General features: G+C 63.3%; 21 protein-coding genes. 7 read left to right on the top strand and 14 right to left on the bottom strand.

The annotated features are described in order from the left end of the window. Positions 1 to 15: 15 nt before the first annotated feature. On the bottom strand, positions 16 to 867 hold the full coding sequence (locus PDMSB3_RS34035; protein WP_007178297.1) for a hypothetical protein: 852 nt from the start codon (positions 865 to 867) through the stop codon (positions 16 to 18). A gap of 13 nt (positions 868 to 880) precedes the next feature. Then, positions 881 to 1360 carry a hypothetical protein gene (locus PDMSB3_RS34030; protein WP_007178296.1) on the bottom strand — a complete coding sequence of 160 codons (480 nt, stop codon included), beginning with the start codon at positions 1358 to 1360 and terminating at the stop codon, positions 881 to 883. A gap of 408 nt (positions 1361 to 1768) precedes the next feature. On the opposite strand from PDMSB3_RS34030, the gene PDMSB3_RS34025 reads away from it, so the two are divergent. Then, positions 1769 to 2995, top strand: coding sequence for a YbfB/YjiJ family MFS transporter (locus PDMSB3_RS34025; RefSeq protein ID WP_165189725.1), 1227 nt, complete (start codon positions 1769 to 1771; stop codon positions 2993 to 2995). 30 nt (positions 2996 to 3025) lie between these two features. On the opposite strand, the gene PDMSB3_RS34020 is transcribed toward PDMSB3_RS34025, so the two are convergent. From PDMSB3_RS34020 to PDMSB3_RS34010, 3 genes are all read right to left on the bottom strand, one after another. Then, on the bottom strand, positions 3026 to 3499 hold the full coding sequence (locus PDMSB3_RS34020; protein WP_007178294.1) for an Lrp/AsnC family transcriptional regulator: 474 nt from the start codon (positions 3497 to 3499) through the stop codon (positions 3026 to 3028). A 508-nt stretch (positions 3500 to 4007) separates the two neighbouring features. After that, positions 4008 to 4379: a hypothetical protein gene (locus tag PDMSB3_RS34015; RefSeq protein ID WP_007178293.1), complete on the bottom strand. Its 372-nt coding sequence runs from the start codon at positions 4377 to 4379 to the stop codon at positions 4008 to 4010. Between the two features lie 422 nt (positions 4380 to 4801). Further along, the gene (locus PDMSB3_RS34010) at positions 4802 to 5857 is read right to left on the bottom strand and encodes a LacI family DNA-binding transcriptional regulator (protein WP_007178292.1); all 1056 of its coding nucleotides are present in this window, start codon (positions 5855 to 5857) and stop codon (positions 4802 to 4804) included. A 197-nt stretch (positions 5858 to 6054) separates the two neighbouring features. On the opposite strand from PDMSB3_RS34010, the gene PDMSB3_RS34005 reads away from it, so the two are divergent. From PDMSB3_RS34005 to PDMSB3_RS33985, 5 genes are all read left to right on the top strand, one after another. Beyond that, positions 6055 to 7080, top strand: coding sequence for a TRAP transporter substrate-binding protein (locus tag PDMSB3_RS34005; RefSeq protein WP_007178291.1), 1026 nt, complete (start codon positions 6055 to 6057; stop codon positions 7078 to 7080). 62 nt (positions 7081 to 7142) lie between these two features. Further along, positions 7143 to 9029, top strand: coding sequence for a TRAP transporter large permease (locus PDMSB3_RS34000; protein WP_007178290.1), 1887 nt, complete (start codon positions 7143 to 7145; stop codon positions 9027 to 9029). A 103-nt stretch (positions 9030 to 9132) separates the two neighbouring features. Continuing rightward, complete coding sequence (locus PDMSB3_RS33995) at positions 9133 to 9672, top strand: VOC family protein (protein WP_007178289.1); 540 nt, start codon at positions 9133 to 9135, stop codon at positions 9670 to 9672. After that, positions 9669 to 10967 carry a ribulose-bisphosphate carboxylase large subunit family protein gene (locus PDMSB3_RS33990; protein WP_007178288.1) on the top strand — a complete coding sequence of 433 codons (1299 nt, stop codon included), beginning with the start codon at positions 9669 to 9671 and terminating at the stop codon, positions 10965 to 10967. The genes PDMSB3_RS33995 and PDMSB3_RS33990 overlap by 4 nt, the downstream gene beginning before the upstream one ends. After that, complete coding sequence (locus PDMSB3_RS33985; protein WP_007178287.1) at positions 10964 to 12346, top strand: four-carbon acid sugar kinase family protein; 1383 nt, start codon at positions 10964 to 10966, stop codon at positions 12344 to 12346. Before PDMSB3_RS33990 ends, PDMSB3_RS33985 begins: the two co-directional genes overlap by 4 nt. Here PDMSB3_RS33985 and PDMSB3_RS33980 read toward each other — a convergent pair. The 9 genes from PDMSB3_RS33980 to PDMSB3_RS33940 all read right to left on the bottom strand — a co-directional run bounded on the left by PDMSB3_RS33980 (position 12343) and on the right by PDMSB3_RS33940 (position 19010). Continuing rightward, positions 12343 to 13143 (bottom strand): SDR family oxidoreductase, encoded by an 801-nt coding sequence (locus PDMSB3_RS33980; RefSeq protein ID WP_035517410.1) that lies wholly within the window; start codon positions 13141 to 13143, stop codon positions 12343 to 12345. The two genes, PDMSB3_RS33985 and PDMSB3_RS33980, sit on opposite strands and share 4 nt — an antisense overlap. A 155-nt stretch (positions 13144 to 13298) precedes the next feature. Continuing rightward, positions 13299 to 13454 carry a DUF3309 family protein gene (locus PDMSB3_RS33975; protein ID WP_007178285.1) on the bottom strand — a complete coding sequence of 52 codons (156 nt, stop codon included), beginning with the start codon at positions 13452 to 13454 and terminating at the stop codon, positions 13299 to 13301. 153 nt (positions 13455 to 13607) lie between these two features. Further along, complete coding sequence (locus PDMSB3_RS33970; protein WP_007178284.1) at positions 13608 to 14834, bottom strand: YbfB/YjiJ family MFS transporter; 1227 nt, start codon at positions 14832 to 14834, stop codon at positions 13608 to 13610. A gap of 94 nt (positions 14835 to 14928) precedes the next feature. Then, positions 14929 to 15543, bottom strand: a complete 615-nt coding sequence (locus PDMSB3_RS33965) for a TetR/AcrR family transcriptional regulator (RefSeq protein WP_007178283.1) — start codon at positions 15541 to 15543, stop codon at positions 14929 to 14931. A gap of 194 nt (positions 15544 to 15737) precedes the next feature. Continuing rightward, positions 15738 to 16025 (bottom strand): DUF3303 domain-containing protein, encoded by a 288-nt coding sequence (locus tag PDMSB3_RS33960; protein WP_007178282.1) that lies wholly within the window; start codon positions 16023 to 16025, stop codon positions 15738 to 15740. A gap of 502 nt (positions 16026 to 16527) precedes the next feature. Then, positions 16528 to 16812, bottom strand: coding sequence for a hypothetical protein (locus PDMSB3_RS33955; protein WP_007178266.1), 285 nt, complete (start codon positions 16810 to 16812; stop codon positions 16528 to 16530). An 88-nt stretch (positions 16813 to 16900) separates the two neighbouring features. Further along, a complete protein-coding gene (locus PDMSB3_RS33950) occupies positions 16901 to 17173 on the bottom strand; it encodes a hypothetical protein (RefSeq protein ID WP_007178265.1) in 273 nt (90 codons plus the stop codon). 284 nt (positions 17174 to 17457) lie between these two features. Continuing rightward, positions 17458 to 18126, bottom strand: coding sequence for a GntR family transcriptional regulator (locus tag PDMSB3_RS33945; protein ID WP_007178281.1), 669 nt, complete (start codon positions 18124 to 18126; stop codon positions 17458 to 17460). A gap of 116 nt (positions 18127 to 18242) precedes the next feature. Beyond that, the gene (locus tag PDMSB3_RS33940) at positions 18243 to 19010 is read right to left on the bottom strand and encodes a glutaredoxin domain-containing protein (RefSeq protein ID WP_165189339.1); all 768 of its coding nucleotides are present in this window, start codon (positions 19008 to 19010) and stop codon (positions 18243 to 18245) included. A gap of 250 nt (positions 19011 to 19260) precedes the next feature. Here PDMSB3_RS33940 and PDMSB3_RS33935 point away from each other — a divergent pair, with 250 nt between their 5' ends. Beyond that, a complete protein-coding gene (locus tag PDMSB3_RS33935) occupies positions 19261 to 20148 on the top strand; it encodes a LysR substrate-binding domain-containing protein (protein WP_007178278.1) in 888 nt (295 codons plus the stop codon). Positions 20149 to 20255 lie beyond the last annotated feature (107 nt).

The following is a 20255-nucleotide window of genomic DNA, read 5'->3' as shown; positions in this document are numbered from 1 at the left end:
CGGCCGCGTGGCGCATTATGCGTTTGCCTCTCCAAATGCCAAAGCCTTCGGCCAGCCAAACGTGTGCACTTGAGTGAGCGGTTGCGCAAGCGCGACCGCCGCGCGAATCTTGCCGGCCATCGGCACGTCGAGCACATGCCAGCGGCCATATTCCGCGAGATCGAAGGTACCGGTTGCAATGGGGCTGAACAGCAGATCGATATCGATATCGACGGGCGCGTAACGCAACGCGTTGCAAAGACTGCCATAGCGAGCGCGCCGGCGCGACGCTTCCGGCGTTTCGTCAGGCGCCGTGCCGGGAGAGGGCACGACGACACTCAATCCAAGCGTTGCCGATGCAACGCCGATCACGATCCAGATGCCGCCATACGCGATATCGATCGCGATGCCGCGACCGTCGCGAGGATGACGCGCACGCAGTTTCTCGCTGCCGTCGTCTTGCAGATCGACGGCGTGCGGCTCGCAGTCGAACAGGTTCCCGACGATCCAGCGCACCACCACGCGCGCGCTGATAAAGCGTTTGCGCAATGCGGCGTTGGGATGCAAGCGTGCGCGCTCGCGCTCGGTCTTCGAGAGCCAGCTATCGCCTTCCTGCACGGGAACGGGCAACCATTCGCAGCGGAATCGCCAAAGATGCAACTCGCCTGTGCGCGGCGCGCCGACGTTGTACGGATGGGTGCGTGACAGCGGATGGCACCGGAATGCTGGTGCCGCTATCGTGCCAGTAGCGTGTTCGATCGGAGCGGGATGCACGGCATGCCCGCTGGCGGTACGTTCAACGCCGTCTTCAACGCCATGTGGCTCGCCGCTGTCACGCATTCGTACGCGCGAAGTCGCCAGACAAACCTGGTCGGATTCCATTGGCATAGGCAGGCATTCCTCAATGCATGTACGTGACGCGCCGTGCTTGCACGTCGAGTTCCACACCGGCGTCGAGCAGATCGATGGCGAACCAGCGAATCAGCTTCAGAACGCCACTTACCGCGGGCGCAGGCAGCCATTCGTTCAACATGCGCAACGCGGCGCCGCTGTGAGTTTTTTGCAGCAGCGCGATGGTTTGCAGAATCACCGCTTCGTCCTTGCCGAGATCGCTGGCGCAGCGGCAGCGCATGTCGAGCGGACGATACGACACGTGCATTAGCGAACGCATCAGCAGATCGAAGTGTTCGATGCCGTCCTGGCGCAAGCCGACGCCGCTGAGAATGTCGCGCCAGTGCACGGCGCCGCTCGCCGTTTCGCAGGCGGGCCGCAGCCACGTGCGAACCGCACTCAGGACGGTGCGATCGGGGGCGTCGGCGGTATCGGTCGGATGATCGTCGATCAGTTCCGCGCGGCCGGCGTGTTGAGAGCGAAAGTTCATCGATGCTCCTGGGTGGACACGGTCCAATGAATCGCGCCGGCCGGATGGCACGGATGCCGCGTCGCAGGCCAGCGCATGTCGTGCGACGAATGGGCGATGACGCAGAGTCTGCGTCAGGTGCTTGTGTCGGGCCGGCATCAGGCGCTTGCGCCACCTTGAACCGGATGAGCCGCATGATGAGCTAAATTTCTTCTAAATGCAAATCATTCGCATTTAGAAGGGGCGCGCGGTGGATTTGCACCCGACACCAGGCGCGAAATGCAGGTAGACCGAGTAGTGAACGGTCGAATTATTAACGCAACTAACGGTCAACCCCGGCCGGCGTCCCCGGATATGATGGCGAAGTGCCGGCTTCAGCCTTGCCGGCACAAGCGGCTTGCAGCCTCCTTGCCCACTTCCGCTAGCGAAATGCCGATAAAAACACTCGACGCATCGACCTCCAGGCCCACCGAAGCGGCGCGACGCCTCCCCACGCTGACGCTCGCCGCGGCCCTGTCGCTGGGAAGCGCGATCGCGCTCGGGCTGGCCCGTTTCGCGTACGCACTACTGTTGCCGTCGATGAAACTCGACCTCGGCTGGAGCTTCGCTCAAGCCGGCGCGATGAACACTGCCAACGCGCTGGGTTATCTGCTCGGCGCGCTGGCTTTTCCGCGCCTTGCGCACCGCTGGTCGGCCGGCACGCTGTTCGGCGGCGGCTGCGTGGCAACCGCGCTCCTCATGGCCGGCAGCGGCCTGTTTGCAGACACTCACTCGCTGCTCGGGTTGCGCGTGGTCACCGGCGTAAGCAGTGCGGCGATTTTCATCAGCGGCGGCGTGCTGGCGGCGCGGCTTGCGTCGGCGAGGCCGCGCGACGCAGGGCTCGTCCTCGGCCTGTATTACGGTGGCACGGGCTGGGGCATCGTGGCGTCGTCGGTGCTGGTGCCGCTGACCATTTTCAACGTCGCGCACGGCTGGCAGTTCGCGTGGTTCGCGCTCGCGCTTGCGTGTGCGGTGTTCTCCACGGTGGCTATCGGCGCCGCGCGAAAAATCGAAAGCGTGCACGCGACCGGTGCGTCGGCTGGACATTCATACTCTGCCACCGAAGCATCCCGTTGGCCGCGCTTCAGTCCGGCGCTGGCGGGTTACGGATTGTTCGGCGTCGGCTATATCGGCTACATGACGTTTATCGTGGCGCTGCTGCGCAATGCAGGCATGAGCGCGGTTGTCGTCACGGGCTTCTATCTGCTGCTCGGCGTGGCGACCGTGGTCTCGGCGCGTGTGTGGTCGAGTTTGCTCGACCGCATGCGCGGCGGCCAAGCGCTCGCGGTGCTCAACACTTTGCTTGCAATCGCGACGCTGCTGCCCGCGCTGTTCACGCAGCCGTGGGTCGCGTTCGCGTCGGGTCTGCTGTTCGGCGCGACCTTCCTTTCCGCCGTGGCGTCGACCACGGCTTTCGTGCGCCACAATCTGCCCGCGAGTCACTGGGCCAAGGGCATCAGCGCGTTCACGATCGTGTTCGCGTTCGGGCAGATCGTCGGGCCGATGGTGATCGGCTGGGTCTCGGACGGCGCGGGCCTCGCGCGCGGGCTCGTGTATTCCGCGCTATTGCTCGCGGCGGGCGCGGTGCTGGCGGCGTGTCAGAAGCCGCTGCGCTGAAAATGAGTGCGCGCACGCACGCGTCGCGTCTTACACCTGCACGGACGGGATGCTTTTCATGCAGCGCAGCGCGAACATCGAGCGGCTATGACGGATGCCGGCGATCTTGTAGAGCTTCTCGCGCAGAAAGCGCTCGTAGCCCGCCGTGCCGTCCACTGCAACCTTCACCAGATAGTCGTAGTCGCCTGACACGAGATAGGCCTCGAGCACTTCCGTGAGCGTGGCCAACTCGGCACCGAAGCGGGCGAGGGCGTCGTCGTCGTGACGGTCGAGCGTTACCTCGAGCAGTACGACGTCAGCGAAGCCGAGCTTCTGCTGATCGAGTAGCGCGACGTAGCCGCGAATGTATCCGTCGGTTTCCAATTGACGCGTGCGGTTCCAGCAGGCGGTGGTCGACATGCCGACCAGCTCCGCCAGTTCGGCATTGCTCAGACGCGCGTTTTTCTGCAACTCGCGCAGGATCTTGCGATCCTGGTTGTCGATGGGGCGGTTTCGGGTGGTCATGGGCGATTCCGGAAGCTTGTTCTGTAGAAATGCATTCTAACGGAAGATCATCCCTGCATCGCACATACGGTCCACTGCTTTAAGAAGCCTATCCAGCTTACCTCCGGGTATATTTTCAAGGTGCATTCATGCCCGGGACAACCGTCCGGGTTGCGGGCCTTGCGTCCGCGGCCTTATGCGGCCATAAGCTGCCACTCGGTGTCTCGCTGCCTTCACAGGAAGGCGGCCCGCGGGCGAATTCCGGTGTCACCAGCGCCGGAAGGCGCGCTCGCCGGGCATGAACGCATGTTCCTGATCGAAGGTGTCTGCACTCGTGTTCGCGTTGAATATGGCGTCCGACGGCAATTTCTCCCGCTGCCTTCGCACCGTTTTACAACGGCCTAAGCGGCAGTGCCATGGATCGCCTGATGGTAGTTTACGGATCAGCATGGGCGCGCTGAAGGCGTCATCCACACAGCACAGCCGTCGCGATGCGTCGCTCGAAAAGAAGCGGCGCGTTCCCGCCAGGTCAACTCGGTTTGCTGGGCGCTTTAACCGCGCTCTGTACCGCGACATTGCGATAGACGTCGCGGCAGAATTGCATGCCGCGCTCGTGCGTACCGTTGACGCCCGCGGCGATCTGCACGGTTCCCTCGATACGCTGGGGAGCCGGCGGATTGACGAGCGCGGCGTCGATCGCGAACGGATCGACAGGCGACGCGCGCATGATGCCGATGCCTCTGATCGTCACCTCGAGGCACGGGTCGGGCACTTGCGCACCGTGGCCGGCCGCGACATCGAAATTGATGTTCAGCGTCCAGAACCCCTCGTGAATACCCTGATGAATAACGATGGCCTTCACCACGTCCTGGTGTGACAGCGTGTACTCGTTGCTTGCCATCGGTCCCTCCTTGCTCGTACGCATTCCGCGCATACGTATGCAGATATGGCATTTTGCGCGGACTAGCGAAGCTTAGTTTTACGCGCCATTCTTTGCAGTGCAAGCGGAAAGATATCTGCGCCGGCGCGTCGACATGCGAGCATCGCGCGGACGCGCGAAAGGCGACGCCAGGACACCGGCGTCGCCGTTCGTATAGCAGTTGAACGAAGCTCAGTTCAACTGCGTAACGGGTCAAGTCGCCAACGATTAATGGAAGATGAGGTACAGGATAACCAGTACGATCAACGGAACGCCAAGCAGCCAGCCGAGAAGATAAGGCATGGTGTGATCTCCTTTCGTATCGAAGTTTGAATACGAAGGTGATTGAGCATCCCGCGTGCCTGACGTGCCGTGTCCGGACATCCACCGCCGTCACGCCAATTTCAAGGCAGATTCTCGCGCAGAACAATGCTGAACTGCACCGGCTTCACGTCGCTCAATGCGTCGCGTTTTTCGCGCACGTTGCGGAAAATGCGCAGACAGTTTCCCACCATGGCTTGCGGCGTTTGCGTGATCAACGCGTCCATCGTGCCGTCGATCAGCAGCGCTCGCGTATCAGGCGTCAAGCCGTGACCGACAAACAGGATCTTCTGCTCCGAGCGCGCTTCCACAATCGCGCGCGCCACGCCATCCGATCCGCCGCCGCTGTTGTAGATGCCGGCGAGATCGGGATGCTGTTCCAGTAGCTTGCGAGTCTGCATGTAGTTGCGCTCGCTATCGTCGTGTCCCTCACGCAATCCGATCACGCGCACCTGTGGGAACGTCGATTCGATCAGATGCAGAAATCCGATCTCGCGTTCCTCATGCCCGCGATAGTTGAGGCTGCCCGCGAGCATCGCGATCTTCCCGCTCGGCCGGGGGCCCATGAAGCGCCCGAGCAGCAAGGCGGCCGTACGTCCTGCCGCGCGATTGTCGATACCCACATAAGCCAGCCGCCGCGCATTCGATAAATCCGAAATCAACGTAATAGCCGGCACACCCTGGTCCGCCAGTGCATTCACGGCATCGCGCACGACGGGATGTTCGAGCGCCATGAACACCACGCCATCCGCACGCTGTCCGTAATGCAGCAGACGGTCCGCCAGTTCCTTCGGGTTGAAACTCTCGACGTAATGCACGCGGCACTTCATGTCCAACGCGTTCCACTGATCGTGGGCGAAGTCGATGTAGTCGCCGAGCATGTGCAGGTAGCGATTGGTTCCGGCAGGCAGCAGGAACGCGATGCGCATCGGCTTCGAAGCCGACGCGACGGGCGCCTCCGGCGTAAGCAGATAACCGAGTTGCGCGGCCGCTTGCAGTACGCGTTGTGCCGTGACGGCGCGCACGCCCTCGCGGCCATTGAGCACACGATCCACCGTAGCGGTTGAAACACCGGCGGCACGCGCAATGTCGGGAATGCGGGCACGCGCAGCGGCGGTGAGGTGAACCGTTTCGGACATAGCAGTCCTTCGCAGAAGGAAATCCATCAAAAAACATCAAGTTCGCGGTTTGACAGTAGTTACCGCGCACGCCTAGTCTTGCAGCTATCACGCGACGACTCAACACCGGCGACTGGAAAGCAAGGTGCGGCGAACGGGCGATGATGGTTTTTGATGGATTCGACAGTTACATCAATTATAAGCAAGGAGACGCTCAAATGACCAATCTCGCGAGACGCACCCTGCTGCGCGCGGCAGCCGCCGTGCCGGTAGCCGGCGCGCTGGGCTTTCCGGCGATCGTGCGCGCGGCGTCCGGCCCGGAGTTCGTGTTCAAGTACGGCAACAACCTGCCGCTCACGCATCCGCTGAACGTGCGCTCGCAGGAGGCCGCGAATCAGATCAAGGAGGCGTCGAAAGGGCGCATGGAGATCCGGATCTTCCCGAACAACCAGTTGGGCGGCGACACCGACATGCTCGCGCAGGTGCGCAGCGGCGGCATCGAGATGTTCACGCCGTCGGCGCTGGTGGTGTCGACGCTGGTGCCGTCGGTTGCGATCAACGCCGTGGGCTTTGCGTTCAGCGACTACAACCAGGTGTGGGGCGCCATGGACGGCAAGCTCGGCGCCTACGTGCGCACTGCGATGCAGAAGGCCGGCCTCGAATCGTTCGAAAAAATGTGGGACAACGGCTTTCGTCAGACCACCACCAGCAACGGTCCGATCACGAGCGCGCAGAACATGCGCGGTCTGAAGATTCGCGTGCCGGTGAGTCCGCTCAGCATCGATATGTTCAAAGGACTCGGCGCGGCGCCGACGAGTTTGCAATTCAGCGAGGTCTATTCGTCGCTGCAAACGCATATTGTCGATGCGCAGGAAAATCCGCTGCCGATCGTGCAGGTCGCCAAGCTCTACGAAGTGCAGAAGTACTGTTCGCTGACCAATCACATGTGGGACGGCTACTGGTTCGTGCTGAACCAGCGCGCGTGGCAACGCTTGCCCAAGGATCTGCAGGGCATTGCCAGCGACGCGTTCAACCAGTCGGCGCTCAGGCAGCGTGAAGACGTGCGCAAGCTGAACGAGGCGGCAGTTGCGGATCTGCAAAGCAAGGGTTTGTCGATCAACCGTCCCGCGCCGGACACGTTCCGCGCGGCGCTGCGGCAGGCGGGCTTTTACGCCGAATGGAAGAACAGGTTCGGCAATCAGGCGTGGGATCTGCTCGAACAATCGGTCGGCAAGCTGGCCTGATCGTGCTGCATACGGGCGAGTCAGAGACAAAGCGCGGCGAGCCGCCGCGAGGAGGCAGCAGGATGTCGAATCACGCATTGAATCCGGCGGAGGCGGGCGTGCCGCTGCACGCGGCGAGCATGCCGCGCCGCTGGTTGAGGAGTTTCGATCGCGGTCTGATTGCGCTCGTCGAAGTGTGCGCGGCGGCGCTGCTCGCGGTGGAGATCGTCGTGATGCTCGCGGGCGTGATGTGCCGCTATGTGCTGCATCAGCCGCTCGTGTGGTCCGATGAACTGGCGGGCATCTTGTTCCTGTGGCTCGCCATGCTCGGCGCCGTGCTCGCGTTGCGGCGCGGCGAACACATGCGGATGACCGCACTGGTCAGCCGCCTGTCGCCGCAGCGGCGCGCATTCGTCGATACGCTGGCGATCGCCGCGTCGATCGCATTGCTTGCGCTGTTGATCGCACCCGCATACGACTATGCGTCCGGCGAAGCGGCGATCGTGACGCCCGCCTTGCAGATCAGCAACGCGTGGCGCGCGCTCGCTTTGCCGATCGGCGCGGCGCTCATGCTGCTGGTCGGTCTGATTCGCCTCGTCCAGGTGAGCCGTGTGCGCGACGTCGTGATCGTGCTCGCGATCACCGCCGTACTGGCCGCGATAGCCGTGTTCGCCGGGCCATGGTTTCAGACGCTCGGCAAAACCAATCTCGTGATCTTTTTCGTGGGCGTGGTGGCGATCGGGATTTTTTCGGGCGTGCCTATCGGCTTTTCGTTTGCGCTCGCCACGTTCGGTTATCTGGGCCTCTCGACCTTTACGCCGCTCGAAGTCGTGGTCGGCCGCATGGACGAGGGCATGTCGCATCTCGTGCTGCTCGCTGTGCCGCTGTTCGTCTTTCTCGGCTTGCTGATCGAAATGACCGGTATGGCGCGCGCGATGATCGAGTTTCTCGCGAGCCTCGTCGGCCACGTGCATGGCGGACTGTCATTCGTGCTGATCGGCGCGATGTACCTGGTGTCGGGCATTTCCGGCTCGAAAGTGGCGGACATGGCGGCGATCGCGCCCGTGCTGTTCCCGGAGATGAAAAAACGCGGCGCTTCCGAAGGCGATCTGGTCGCGCTGCTCGCTACGACCGGCGCGCAAAGCGAAACCATTCCGCCGAGCATTGTGCTGATCACGATCGGCTCCGTAACGGGTCTGTCGATATCCTCGCTCTTCACCGCGGGCATGCTGCCAGGCGCGGTGCTCGCGCTGATTCTGTGCGCGGTGGTGTGGTGGCGCTATCGCAAGGAGGATCTGAGCGGCGCGCAGCGTTTCAGCAAGCGGCAGATCGGGCGTCTGTTCATCGTGTCGCTGCCCGCGCTGGCGCTGCCGTTCGTGATTCGGATGGCAGTAGTCGAAGGCGTGGCGACCGCAACGGAGGTGTCGACCATCGGCATTGCCTATTCGATGCTGATCGGCCTGGTGGTGTACCGCCGCTTCGAATGGCGGCGGCTGGGCCGCATGCTGGTGGATGCGGCGACGTTGTCGGGCGCGATCCTCTTCATCATCGGCTGCGCGACTGCAATGGCGTGGGCGCTGACACAATCCGGTTTTTCGCAGGATCTTGCGCAAGTCATGGGCTCGATGCCCGGCGGTGCATACGGTTTTCTTGCGGTCTCGATTGTCGTGTTCGTGATGCTCGGCAGCGTGCTCGAAGGCATTCCCGCGATCGTGCTGTTCGGGCCGTTGCTGTTTCCTATCGCGCGGCTCGCGGGCGTGCACGAAGTGCATTACGCGATCGTCGTGATTCTTTCGATGGGCGTGGGGCTCTTTTCGCCGCCGTTCGGCGTGGGTTACTACTCGGCGTGCGCGATCAGCAAGGTCAATCCTGACGCGGGCATTCGTCCGATTGTCGGCTATATGGGCGCGTTGCTCGTCGGCCTGATTCTGGTCGCGGCGATCCCCTGGATTTCGATCGGGTTTCTCTAACCGGGTCTCTCTGGTTTCTTAACGGGTTCGACCTTCGGGCGCTGCGTTTTCGCCGCGCCGGGGCGTCGCTCGTCTTTCAACCCCGCAGTATCGGGAGAGTTTCATGAGTCGTTTCTTTGGCGAAATCCGGCAGGCAGGCTACGTGGTGCGGGACATCGAAGCCGCAATGGACTACTGGAGCCGCGTGCTCGGCGTAGGTCCGTGGTTTTATAACGAACGCGTGCCGATTGAAAACTATACGTACCGCGGGCAAACGTACGAGGTGCATAACTCGGTTGCGCTGGCGAACTCGGGACCGTTGCAGGTCGAATTGATCCAGACGCGTAACGACGCGCCGTCGATGTATCGCGACTTTCTCGCCGCGGGCCACACCGGCTTGCAGCACAACGCGTATTGGACCACCTCGTTCGACGCGGATCTCGCCCGCTTGCAGGAGCAGGGTTTCAAGGTTGCGATGAGCGGCGAAGTCGGGCGCAACGGGCGCTTTGTCTACTTCGACACGGAGAATCATCCCGGCACGGTGATCGAGTTGTCCGAGATCGCCGGGCCGAAAGGCAAGCTCTTCGACATGATCTATGCGGCGTCTCGCGACTGGGACGGCCGCGAGCCGGTGCGCCGCTTTCCCGATCTGGGCACGCTATGAGCGGGATGCTGCAAGCGCGCGCCGTCGGCGAAGACACGTTCGAAGCCGACTATCTGATCGAGACGCCGCTCGATCCCGCGCGCGTCGCCGACGTCATGGCCGGCGAGCAGTCGAGCGGCACCTTCGTGCGCGTCGCCAACGAATCGGATGCGCTGCGCGCGCGCAGCCGCGCGAGCGTGCTGCGCGTCGAAGAACTCGAGGCGGCGGCGCGGCCCAGCTTGCCGAACGCATGGCTAGAGCGTCAGGGCACGCCGGGGCCGTGGCGGCGCGCGCGCATCACGCTGTCGTTTCCGCTCGCCAATATCGAAGCGAATCTGCCCACGCTGGCCGCGACCGTTGCCGGCAATCTATACGATCTCGGCGAAGTGACCGGTATGCGGCTGTTGTCGCTACGCCTGCCGGCTTCGTACCGTGCGCGTTTCGAATTGCCGCGGCATGGCGTAGCGGGCACGCGCGCGCTGACCGAAGTGAAGGACCGGCCGATGATCGGCACCATCATCAAGCCGAACGTCGGCTTGAGCGCGGCGGAAACGGCGGCGCTGGTGCGCGAGCTGTGCGAAGCGGGCGTCGATTTCATCAAGGACGACGAGGTGTGCGCGAATCCCGCCCATGCGCCGCTTGCCGAGCGCGTGCGGGCGGTGATGTCCGAAGTGCGCCGCTACCGCGAACGCAGCGGCCGGCCGGTGATGGTCGCCTTCAATATCACCGACGACCTCGACGCCATGCGCCGTCACGCCGAACTGGTCGAACGCGAAGGCGGCGGTTGCGTGATGGCGAGCATCAACTGGTGCGGCTTTTCCGCGATCCAGTCGCTGCGCCGCGCCACGCCGCTGGTGCTTCACGCGCACCGCAACGGCTACGGCATGATGTCGCGCGATCCGGCGCTGGGCATGTCGTTTCAGGCGTATCAGACGTTGTGGCGCCTGAGCGGCGTCGATCATATGCACGTGCACGGCCTCGCCGGCAAATTCGCCCAGAGCGACGCCGAAGTGATCGAGTCGGCGCGCGATTGCGCGACACCGCTCGCCGCCGGTTGCGACGATGCCGTACTGCCGGCGTTTTCTTCAGGACAGTGGGCCGGCACCGTGCAGGCAACCTTCGACGCGGTGCGCTCTACCGACCTGCTGTTCATGTCGGGAGGCGGCATCCTCGCGCATCCGGATGGCCCTGCCGCGGGTGTGACGAGCGTGCGCCAGGCATGGGCGGCCGTGCAGGCCGGCACGCCGCTGCCGGTGTACGCCGAACATATGCCGGAGTTGCGGCGCGCGCTGGCGTTTTTCGGCGGCCGCGCATGAACGCCACACGCGACACGGAACAAAAGACCGGCAACGTGCGCGAGATAAACGGCAATGGTCCGGATTACGCTTTCTACGGCGACGACTTCACCGGCGCGACCGACACGCTGGCCCATCTCGCTCGCGCGGGTTTGCGCACCATGCTGTTCTTCGCGCCGCCGGACGCCGCGCGTCTTGCGACGCTCGGCAAGCTCGATGCGATTGGCGTGGCGGGCGCCGCGCGGACCATGCCGCCCGCTGCGCAGCGGAAAGAACTTGAGCAGGTCGGCGCCGCTTTTGCCGCGCTTGGTGTACGGGTGATGCACTATAAAGTGTGCTCGACATTCGATAGCGCGCCGGAAACCGGCAGCATCGGCGTGGCGATTCGCACCTTGCGCGAGTACTGTGTGAGCGAACTCGTCGCGGTGATCGGCGGTCAGCCGAATTTGCGGCGCTATTGCGTATTCGGTGAACTGTTCGCAGCAGCCGGCGCGGCCGATGGCGCGCAGTCGATCTATCGTATCGACCGCCATCCGACCATGAGCCGCCATCCCGTCACGCCGATGAACGAAGCGGACTTGCGTGTGCATCTCCAGCGGCAGGGCGTGGAGAATGTGCAATCGATCGACTGGCGTTGCCATGCCGCAGGCGACGCAGGGCTCGAAGCGGAAGTGCGACGCCGGCTCGATGCGAAACCCGACGCCTTGCTGTTCGATGTTCTCGACGATTCGCATCTGCAAGCGATTGGCCGCGTGATTGCGCGTTATGCCGCAGTGTCCGCGCCGTTGCTCGCGGTGGGTGCGAGCAGCGTCGCGCAGGCTTACGCATTGGCGCGCGAGAACCCCGCCGAACCTGCCGCTGCGAAAAGCCCGGCCACGCCGCCGCTGGCTCGTGCGCGCGGCCCCGTATTCGTGCTGGCGGGCAGTCTTTCGCCATTGACGGAGGTGCAGATCGGCGCCGCGCAGTCCTATCTGCGTGTGGAACTCGACCCGCTGCAAATGACCGGCGACGCAGCGTCCGACTATTTAGCGGAGCGCGTGGCGGCGATTGCCGGCCCCTTGCGCGGCGGCCGCAACGTACTCGCGTTCACCACCCGCAGCCCGTCCGGCGAAGGCGGCGCGTTGCCGCAACTCGCGCATGCGTGTGCGTCGCTGCTGCAGAAGGTACTGTGCGCCGTACGATTGCGCCGTATCGGCATTGCAGGCGGCGACACGTCGAGTTTTGCCGTACGCGCGCTCGGCGCGTGGGGACTGTCGTATCTTGCGCCGTTATCGGCGGGCGTCACCGTATGCCGTCTCCATGCCGATCGCGTGGAACTCGACGGCATGGAGGTCATGCTCAAAGGCGGGCAGATGGGCGATACGGATCTGTTCGAGCAACTGCTCGACGGCAACGGCTAACCGTTGTCGTCGAAACCAGGGTAGAGCGTCATGCCGCCGTCGACGAACAACGTCGTGCCGACCACGTAGTCGCTTTCATCCGAGGCGAGCCAGACAGCGGCCTTGCCGATGTCCTCCGATTCGCCCACGCGGCGGTAGGGGATCAACTTCAATAGCTTTTCCAACGCGGCGTCGGTGTCCCATGCGTCCTTGTTGATCGGCGTGCGGATCGCGCCCGGCGCAATGGAGTTGACGCGAATGCGTTCCGGCGCGACCTCCTGTGCAAGGGACTTCATGAACATCTGAACGCCGCCTTTGGACGCCGCGTAATTGACGTGCCCGGCCCACGGGATGACCTCGTGCACCGAGCTCATGCAAATGATCTTGCCGAGCGCTTTGGAAGCGGGCCTCGGGCCGCGCCGCCGGAATTCCTTCACGGCCGCCTGTGCGGTCAGGAACTGGCCGGTCAGATTGGTCGCCAGTACCTGCTGCCAATCGTCCAGCGTCATGTCGGCGAACGCACTGTCTTTCTGCAGGCCCGAATTCGCGACCACGATATCGACACTTTCGAAGCGCGCGCGGCATGCCGCGAACATCTTCTCGACCTGCGCCGGATCGGAGACGTCGGCTTGAACCGCGAACGCGGCGCCGCCCGCAGTTTCGATTTCACTGACGAGTTGTTCCGCCGCTTCCGCATGCGAGTGATAGTTCACGACGACGGCAGCGCCCGCATCAGCGAGTGCTTTGGCAACACCGTATCCAATGCCCGAACTGGCGCCCGTGACCAGAGCAACCTGATTCGCGAGTAACTTTTCCATCGCTTCCCCCGGCGTGACAAGATGGGAATCCGTGCCGACCATCGACATAAAGAGGCCGCCGGATATCCGTGCGGCAAACTGCAGAGATATCCGGCGGCCTATTACCCGATTTCAACGATTGAACCGATGCCGTGACACAGTTACGGCAGCTACGGCTATATGACGCCGACCACCAGCAGCACGATCACGACGATCACGATGAGGCCGATACCGCCGGTCGGACCGTAGCCCCACGAACGGCTGTGCGGCCACGAGGGGAGCGCACCGATCAGGAGAAGAATCAGCACCACTAGAAGAATAGTTCCCAACATATGAATGACCTCCGCCTGGTTGATAAGACCTGCCTTCACGACAGCCACGCAAGGCGCGCTTGCGCGCGCTCTGCGTAAGGCAGTATCGATGTCATGGTTGAGCAAACCCCATGCCCGAGGCGAAAAGATCGAGCCGGAACCTCCTTGAACCGGTCACTGCGCAGTGTTGCGCGCGGTGCCGCTACGCGAAGCCACCAGATCCGCGACGAATGCGACGGTGAGCGCTATCGCCCCGCAAGTGAAAATCAACGCGTAATCGTTATGCGTATGCGAGAAAAGGTACGAGTATCCATATCCGCCCAGTGCCTGGAAGAGCGCGAAGGCTGTCGTCGCGCGGCTCCATGCGGCGCGCTGTTCGGTGTGATCGTGCGGCACGAGTTCGTGAATGCGGCCGAGCACGAGCGGCACGATGCCCGGCGTGAAAATACCCAGAATCACGGTCGAGACGGCCAGCGCCAGCGGGTTGCCAGAAAAGGCGAGCAGGGCGACGGCAACCGCTTGCAGAAGCAGCCCGGCGCGATACGCCTTGCCGAAGCCGATGCGATCGGCAATGTTGCCGCAGATCACCGGGCCGACAATCGCAGCGAGGCCGTACAGCACCCAGTAGTTCGCGCCGATTGCAGAGCCGCGTCCCAGACCGCGAGCGACGTAGTCGACGAGCAGCACCATCGCCGGGACGAGGCCGAGGGCGTTCGCCGCGTATTGCGCGTACAGCACGCGCAGCGTCAAGCCTTGGGGATGCCCCGCGTGATGCGCGCCGGACGGCACCACCGCGGCGGGCGGATTCGTTGCGGGCCAGCCGAACCAGCTCACGGCGGTCAGCACCAGCGCCAATACGCCGAGGCCGATCCACGTGGTTTGCAAGCCGAAGTGGAGCAGCTTAGGAATCAAGGTGCCGGATGCCGCGATGCCCAGCCCGAGCCCGAGAAAGATCATGCCGCTCACAAAGCCACGGCGCGGCACCGGAATATGCGGAAGAATCGACGTTGCCACCAGCACCATGATCGCGCCGCCGGAAATGCCCGATAACAAACGCCACGTAAAGAACCAGCTCACCGAAAGCGGATATGCGCAGGCGAAGAAGGCGGCCGTCACCACCGCCATCAGGATGCGCAACGCGCTGCGGTTCGACAGCGCCGACGCAAGCGGCCTGCCGATCAACGCACCGACCAGATAGCCGGCGAAGTTTGCCGCGCCGAGCGTCACCGCTTGCGACGAGGTGAACCAGTGCTCCTGGATCAGCGAGGGAATCAACGGCGTGTACGCGAAGCGGGCGAGGCCGATCGCGACGAGACTGCCGCACAGTCCGGCGAGCGTTGCAAAGAGCGCGCGGGCGTCGAGTGAGACTGGACTGGCGGACGTTATCGGTGCAGCGGACATGACGGTTCCTTTACCGGTGCGCGCGGTGGCCGCGTCACTGCCGGATGTCGGTGGTGAATCGAGGTGAAGGGGCGCGCCTTGTCAGGCGCCTGGCTCAGACGTTCGTGTCTTTCGCCGGTAGGGCGGGCAAACCGAGCAGCAGCAAAGCCGGCGCAATCGCGCCAATCAGCAGCGCCGGTTGCGGATCGACCCGCGCGAGAACGCGAACGCCGATCAACGTGGCCAGCAGATGGGTGGCTGCGTCATCGGCGGAAACAACGGCGGTGATTTCGCCGCTCTCGCTGGCCGCAACCATACAGCGGTAGAAAAACGCGCGGACTTCAGCGAATTCCGTGGCGACGATTTCGCGGAATGCTTCGTCGTCCGATGTGGTTTCAAGCGCTGAATTCACCAGCATGCAGCCGCGCTTGGTGGGATCGGCCAGCGTGCGCTCCAGGATCTCATGGAAGAACAGGGTGACGCCTTGAGCCGGTGACACGGTGCGCTCTAGCCGACTGATCCGCTCGCGCAACGTGTGTTCGAGGTAATGCTCGAGCGCACGCAAATACAGCGCGCGCTTGTCGCCGAATGCGTTGTAGAGGCTCGGCTGGGTCAGGCCGGTCGATTTGACCAGGTCGCGCGTGGAGGTGGCCTCGTAGCCCTTCGTCCAGAAAGCCGCGCTGGCGGCTTCCAGCACCTCGTGTTCATCGAATTCGCGGGGTCTTGCCATGATGAATATCCTTCCTGCTTAGCTGACGACTATTCTGTATCAGTCGATATAGAAAGCGATTATATATCGACTGATACAGAATGCAAGAAGAAGATTCTGCGGTGGCTCTTCAGCGCGCCGCGGTATGGTGGACGGGCGTCCGCGGCCGCTTGCCTGTTGGGCACAAGTCCTGTTGCCCGGCGCTCATGGTGTGCTTACTTGTTGCGCGCCGCCAGATGTTTGCCGAGGGCTGCGCCGAGGTCTTCGTCGGTCATGGCCGGGAAGATGCTCATGGTGAGCAGGTCGCCCCATTCGAGCGCGAGCGCCGAGATGCCGCGCGTGTCGTCCGCCTCGACCACGGCAAAGCCGTGCAATCCGCCGATAGCGTGCCAACGTCCCAGCAGTTTGACACCGTCCGGCACCTGGCCGCCGGTCTTCATGAAACGTTCGATGACGGAATTCTCGGCGGTCGGCAGACCGTTCCATTGGACGATAAATTTCATTGCGCGTCTCCAATCCGAATTGGCGATGCCGGCTCGTGGCGCGCTGCCATCGTCGCTGATGGTGTGCGGCGCGTCGTGGATGCGGTGCGCCGCGATCACTTCTGCGCCAGCAAGCTGTCCGGATAGCGCGTGCTATTGGCGGACGGCGATAAAAAACCACGTGGCGTCCTAAGCATCATAGGCGAGCGAACGGCGGGCGGCGTCGCTACGTGCGGACATTCACCAGGCTAAATGAACCGGCACACTTTCAGCGGCATAGAGCGATGGGAGTTCGTTCGAGGCGCGGATACATTGCGTGGCGTGGGGCGTGCCGGCTAGCGTCGCTTCGCCCAAAAAAATCGGGCGGCATGCCGGCGTGAATCGCCGGCTGCCGCCCGGGTGTGTCGTGAAATGTGCTGAGGTCTCCTCGCACAATCAGTATAGGAAATCTGTGCGCCGCTTGCCGGCCGGAGACGACCGGCCGGCCGTAGCGGGGCCCCCCGGCCCCCGCCACGTTGAGCGGTTACACGTTGGCGTAGTTGGCGCCCCAGAGCGACGGGCTGACGTTCAGGTGCAGCGGCACGAAGCCCGCGCCGATCACGCCGACGTTGTTGAGTGCGGCGACGTTGACGTATTGCATCTGGTTGAGGTTCTGGTTCACCGAGACATTGACGTTGGCAATGCCGCTGAGGCCGGCGACCGAAGGCAGGCCGGGCACGCTGCTGCCGGTGCCGCCGGCCACCGCCGACATGGCGCGGCGGTCGAGCTCGCGGGTGCCGGACAGATCGCGAATCATGAGGGATGACATGGTGCTTCTCCAAAGGTGCGCGCAGGACGCGGGTAGGCGGCGGGAAGTGAGGCGCACCGGGAAGGCGGGCGCCTCGCCGCGTCGCGTATTACACGTGGATGTTGTTGCTCGTCGAGAGGTAGGGGTTGACCGTCGAGCTGATGCCGGAGGCAAAGGCGACGTTGTTGCCGTTGGCGTTCTGCAGGTTCAGCTCGTTGTTGATGAGCTGGGTGGCATCGACCTTCTTGCTGTTGTTCGGGGCGAAGACGGGGCTGAAGTTGTAGTAGGAGGTGGAGGGGCCGAAACCGCCGCGCACGGCGCTCATGGCCTTGCTGTCGAGTTGTTCGGTGATGGACAGGTCTTTGATGGTCAGCGTGTTCATGGTGAATCTCCTGGAGGTAAGGGTGAGGCTGTGGGGGTTGGTTGCGAGCAACTTGTCTGCTCGGGATTCACTAATGCACGGGCTGTGCCAGATTTATTCAAGGCTCCTGATAAAGTTGCAGGAAGCTCGCCGCATAAGGGGTTTGCGTTGCAGTCCTGTCACGGCACCGGCGCACTGCCGCGATCGGCGATAAACGACTGACGGCGCGCGCCCGACAAATCATGGATTCTGTTGGAAATTGCCCGACACGGATCGCGTCGAACGGTGCCGACGTCTCGCGGCCTTCAGACTTCGAGAATGCGAAGCCGCTGCAAGGTGTCGAGCTGGAACTGCAGACAGTGCGCGCGATAGTCGCGGCACAAACACTCGGCCGTCGCGCTGTCACCGGCGCGGATCGCTTCGACGATCGATCGATGCCGTGCCTTCGGCAGATCGGCCAACGCGCTGAGCCGCAAGGTGAGATCGCGTACGCGCCGGATCTGATCCCAGCATGCGTTGACGATCTGCGTGAGCCGCGGGTTGCCGCAGAGTTTCAGGAGTTGGGAGAAAAACGCCTCGTCGGCGCTGGCCCAGGCCGCGTAGTCGTTCTTCTCGTGCGCGCGGTCCATTGCGTTGCACATCTGGTCTAACGGCTGCAGTTCTTTTGCGCGTAGATTCATGGTCGCGACAACGCCGGCCGCGGTGGCTTCCAGGCTGCTTTGCACCTGGTGAATCGCTTCGATGTCGGGCAGCGAGACCTGGCGCACACGAATGCCGTGGCGCGGCACGATCTGCAGCAGGTTCTCCTTTTGCAAGCGGACCAGTGCTTCCCGCACTGGCGTGCGGCTCACGCCGAAGAGACTCACCAGGTCGCGTTCGAGCAACTGCATGCCGGGGCGAAATTCGTCGCTCAGGATTTTGGTGCGCAGTTGTTGATAGACCGAGTCAGTCGATTTTTCGCGCAGCGTGGTCATGTGATTCAGTCTCGCCGACGGGATGAAGGCGATTCTGCCACGCGAAAGTGGGGATGGGTTGGCGTTTGTTTTTTATGCGGCGGCGCACAACTGTGAACGACAGGAACTGCGCGCGCCTATCTGTCCCAGACTTCATCCGGCAGGGGCAAGCCCGCCAGATCTTGCGCTGTCAGCGGCCGGTCGATCTGGATTCCTTCGCTCTCGAGCATCAACATGACCTGGCGGGTATGCTGCGCGCTGTGCCAGGCCGTGCGCTCTAGCACCTCGTGCATGGGGCGCCGTCCGTAGTAAGTCGGCACGTCGTAGCTGAGCGAACGGTCGGTCTCGTCATTCCACCACGCGGTGAGGCGCGCCTTCACACTCTCGCCCCACTGGGCGATTTCCTCCGGCCCCCAGTGAGTGGGCGGCACTTCGTCGAATCCCTCGAACAGCAGTTCGATCTGTTGCGCCGCTTCGATCCCCATCTCCGCCACGCGAAACACATGAAACGTCAGTCCCGCCGGAGTCCGGTTGCGATTCCGGAACGGCTCGCGAAAAGCCGGGCCGCTAAACTGCCGCGTATATCGCGCGTTCGATTCGAGCACGAGTTCGAGGCGATTGACCAGTTCCGGCGGCGGCAACGGCGTGATGATCTTCGTTTTCAGATCCAGAAACTTGATCACGTCGTTGATGGACTGACAGAACGTAAATCTCGACCCAAGCGCGACCACCGGTACGCTGCGCGCGCCCAACGCGGTCAATTGCGCAAGGCCGTCGGGATCGTTGTGCACGTCGATGGATTCGAATTCGATGCCCTGGTTCGCCAAAAACTCCTTGGTCCGCAGACACGACGAACAGCCGGGTTGCCAGAAAACCTTGATCTTTGCGTGGGTTGACGTTTGCATCGCTCGCTCCTCGTGGACGGGGCACCTCGGTCGGGTCCGTCGCTTCATGCCATTGTTGCCGGGTGCTGCGCGGACACAAAGCAGTGCTTGGCCATGCCGCCATCGCGAACCACGATGACGAGGCACGGCCGCCGGCCGTTTCGGTACACTGGCTGAAGTCGCTGCCGTTTACGTGGATCATGCCGAGTGCCGTACGCCGTACCGCGCTTGGCCGGCATCGGCGGAACATTCCAATTATTCGCGGGGCACCATGCCGACACTCGATCCGCTTTCGCTCAGACTGTTTGTCAGCGTCGCCGAGGCCGGCACCATCGCGGCGGCGGCCGAGCGCGAACATATCGCGGCAGCGGCCGTCAGCAAGCGCATCAGCGAGATCGAAGCGACCTTGGGTGTCGCGCTTCTGCGGCGCACCAACAAGGGCGTGGCGCCCACCGCCGCGGGCGAACGGCTGGTCGTGCTCGCGCATCGCGCGCTGCATGAACTCGACGACATTGCCGTGCAGATGCGCGACTACGCGAGCGGCGTGAGCGGACTGATCCGGCTGGCAGCCAATGTGTCGTCCGTCGTGCAGTTTCTGCCGCGCGAGATCCAGGCGTTTGCCGCGCAACATCCGCGAATCCAGATCCAGCTCGAAGAAAAAGCCAGCACCGGCGTAGTCAAGGCCGTCGCGGACAACGCCGTGGATATCGGCATCTTCACTTCGGTGCCGCACGGCTACGACGTGCAAACGTTCCCTTATCACCGCGATTGCCTGACACTCGTGGTGCCGAGCGGCCATACGCTCGCGCAAAAGCAGGCCGTCGCCTTCGCCGACACACTCGACTTCGAATACGTGGGGCTGCCGCCCGATACGGCGATCAGCCAGCAACTTACGCGTGCGGCGCATGCACACGCACGGCCGGTCAATCTGCGCATTCAGGTGACGAGCTATGACGCACAATGTCTGATGATTGCCGCGGGGCTCGGACTCGGCGTTATGCCTTACGCCGTCGCTCAGCAGCAGGCAGCGAACCTCGGCCTCGCCACGGTTGCGCTCACCGACGCATGGGCCGAGCGCGAACTGCTATTGGCGGTGCGATCGCTGGAGGCACTGCCGGTCGCGTGCCGCTTGCTGGTCGCGCACTTGCGCGGCGTGTGAGCGAACGTCACGTCCGGCGCGTATATTGCATTAAGCGTTTCCCTTCATGTCATGGTGCGGCGCGCGATGCTAGCATCAAAGCGAAGGCGCGTTGCGTGCGAAGCCGG

It is taken from the genome of Paraburkholderia dioscoreae (genome assembly GCF_902459535.1).
Lineage (GTDB): Bacteria > Pseudomonadota > Gammaproteobacteria > Burkholderiales > Burkholderiaceae > Paraburkholderia > Paraburkholderia dioscoreae.
The sequence above is the reverse complement of the archived record's forward strand: the minus strand, read 5'-3'. Positions and strand labels throughout refer to the sequence as shown.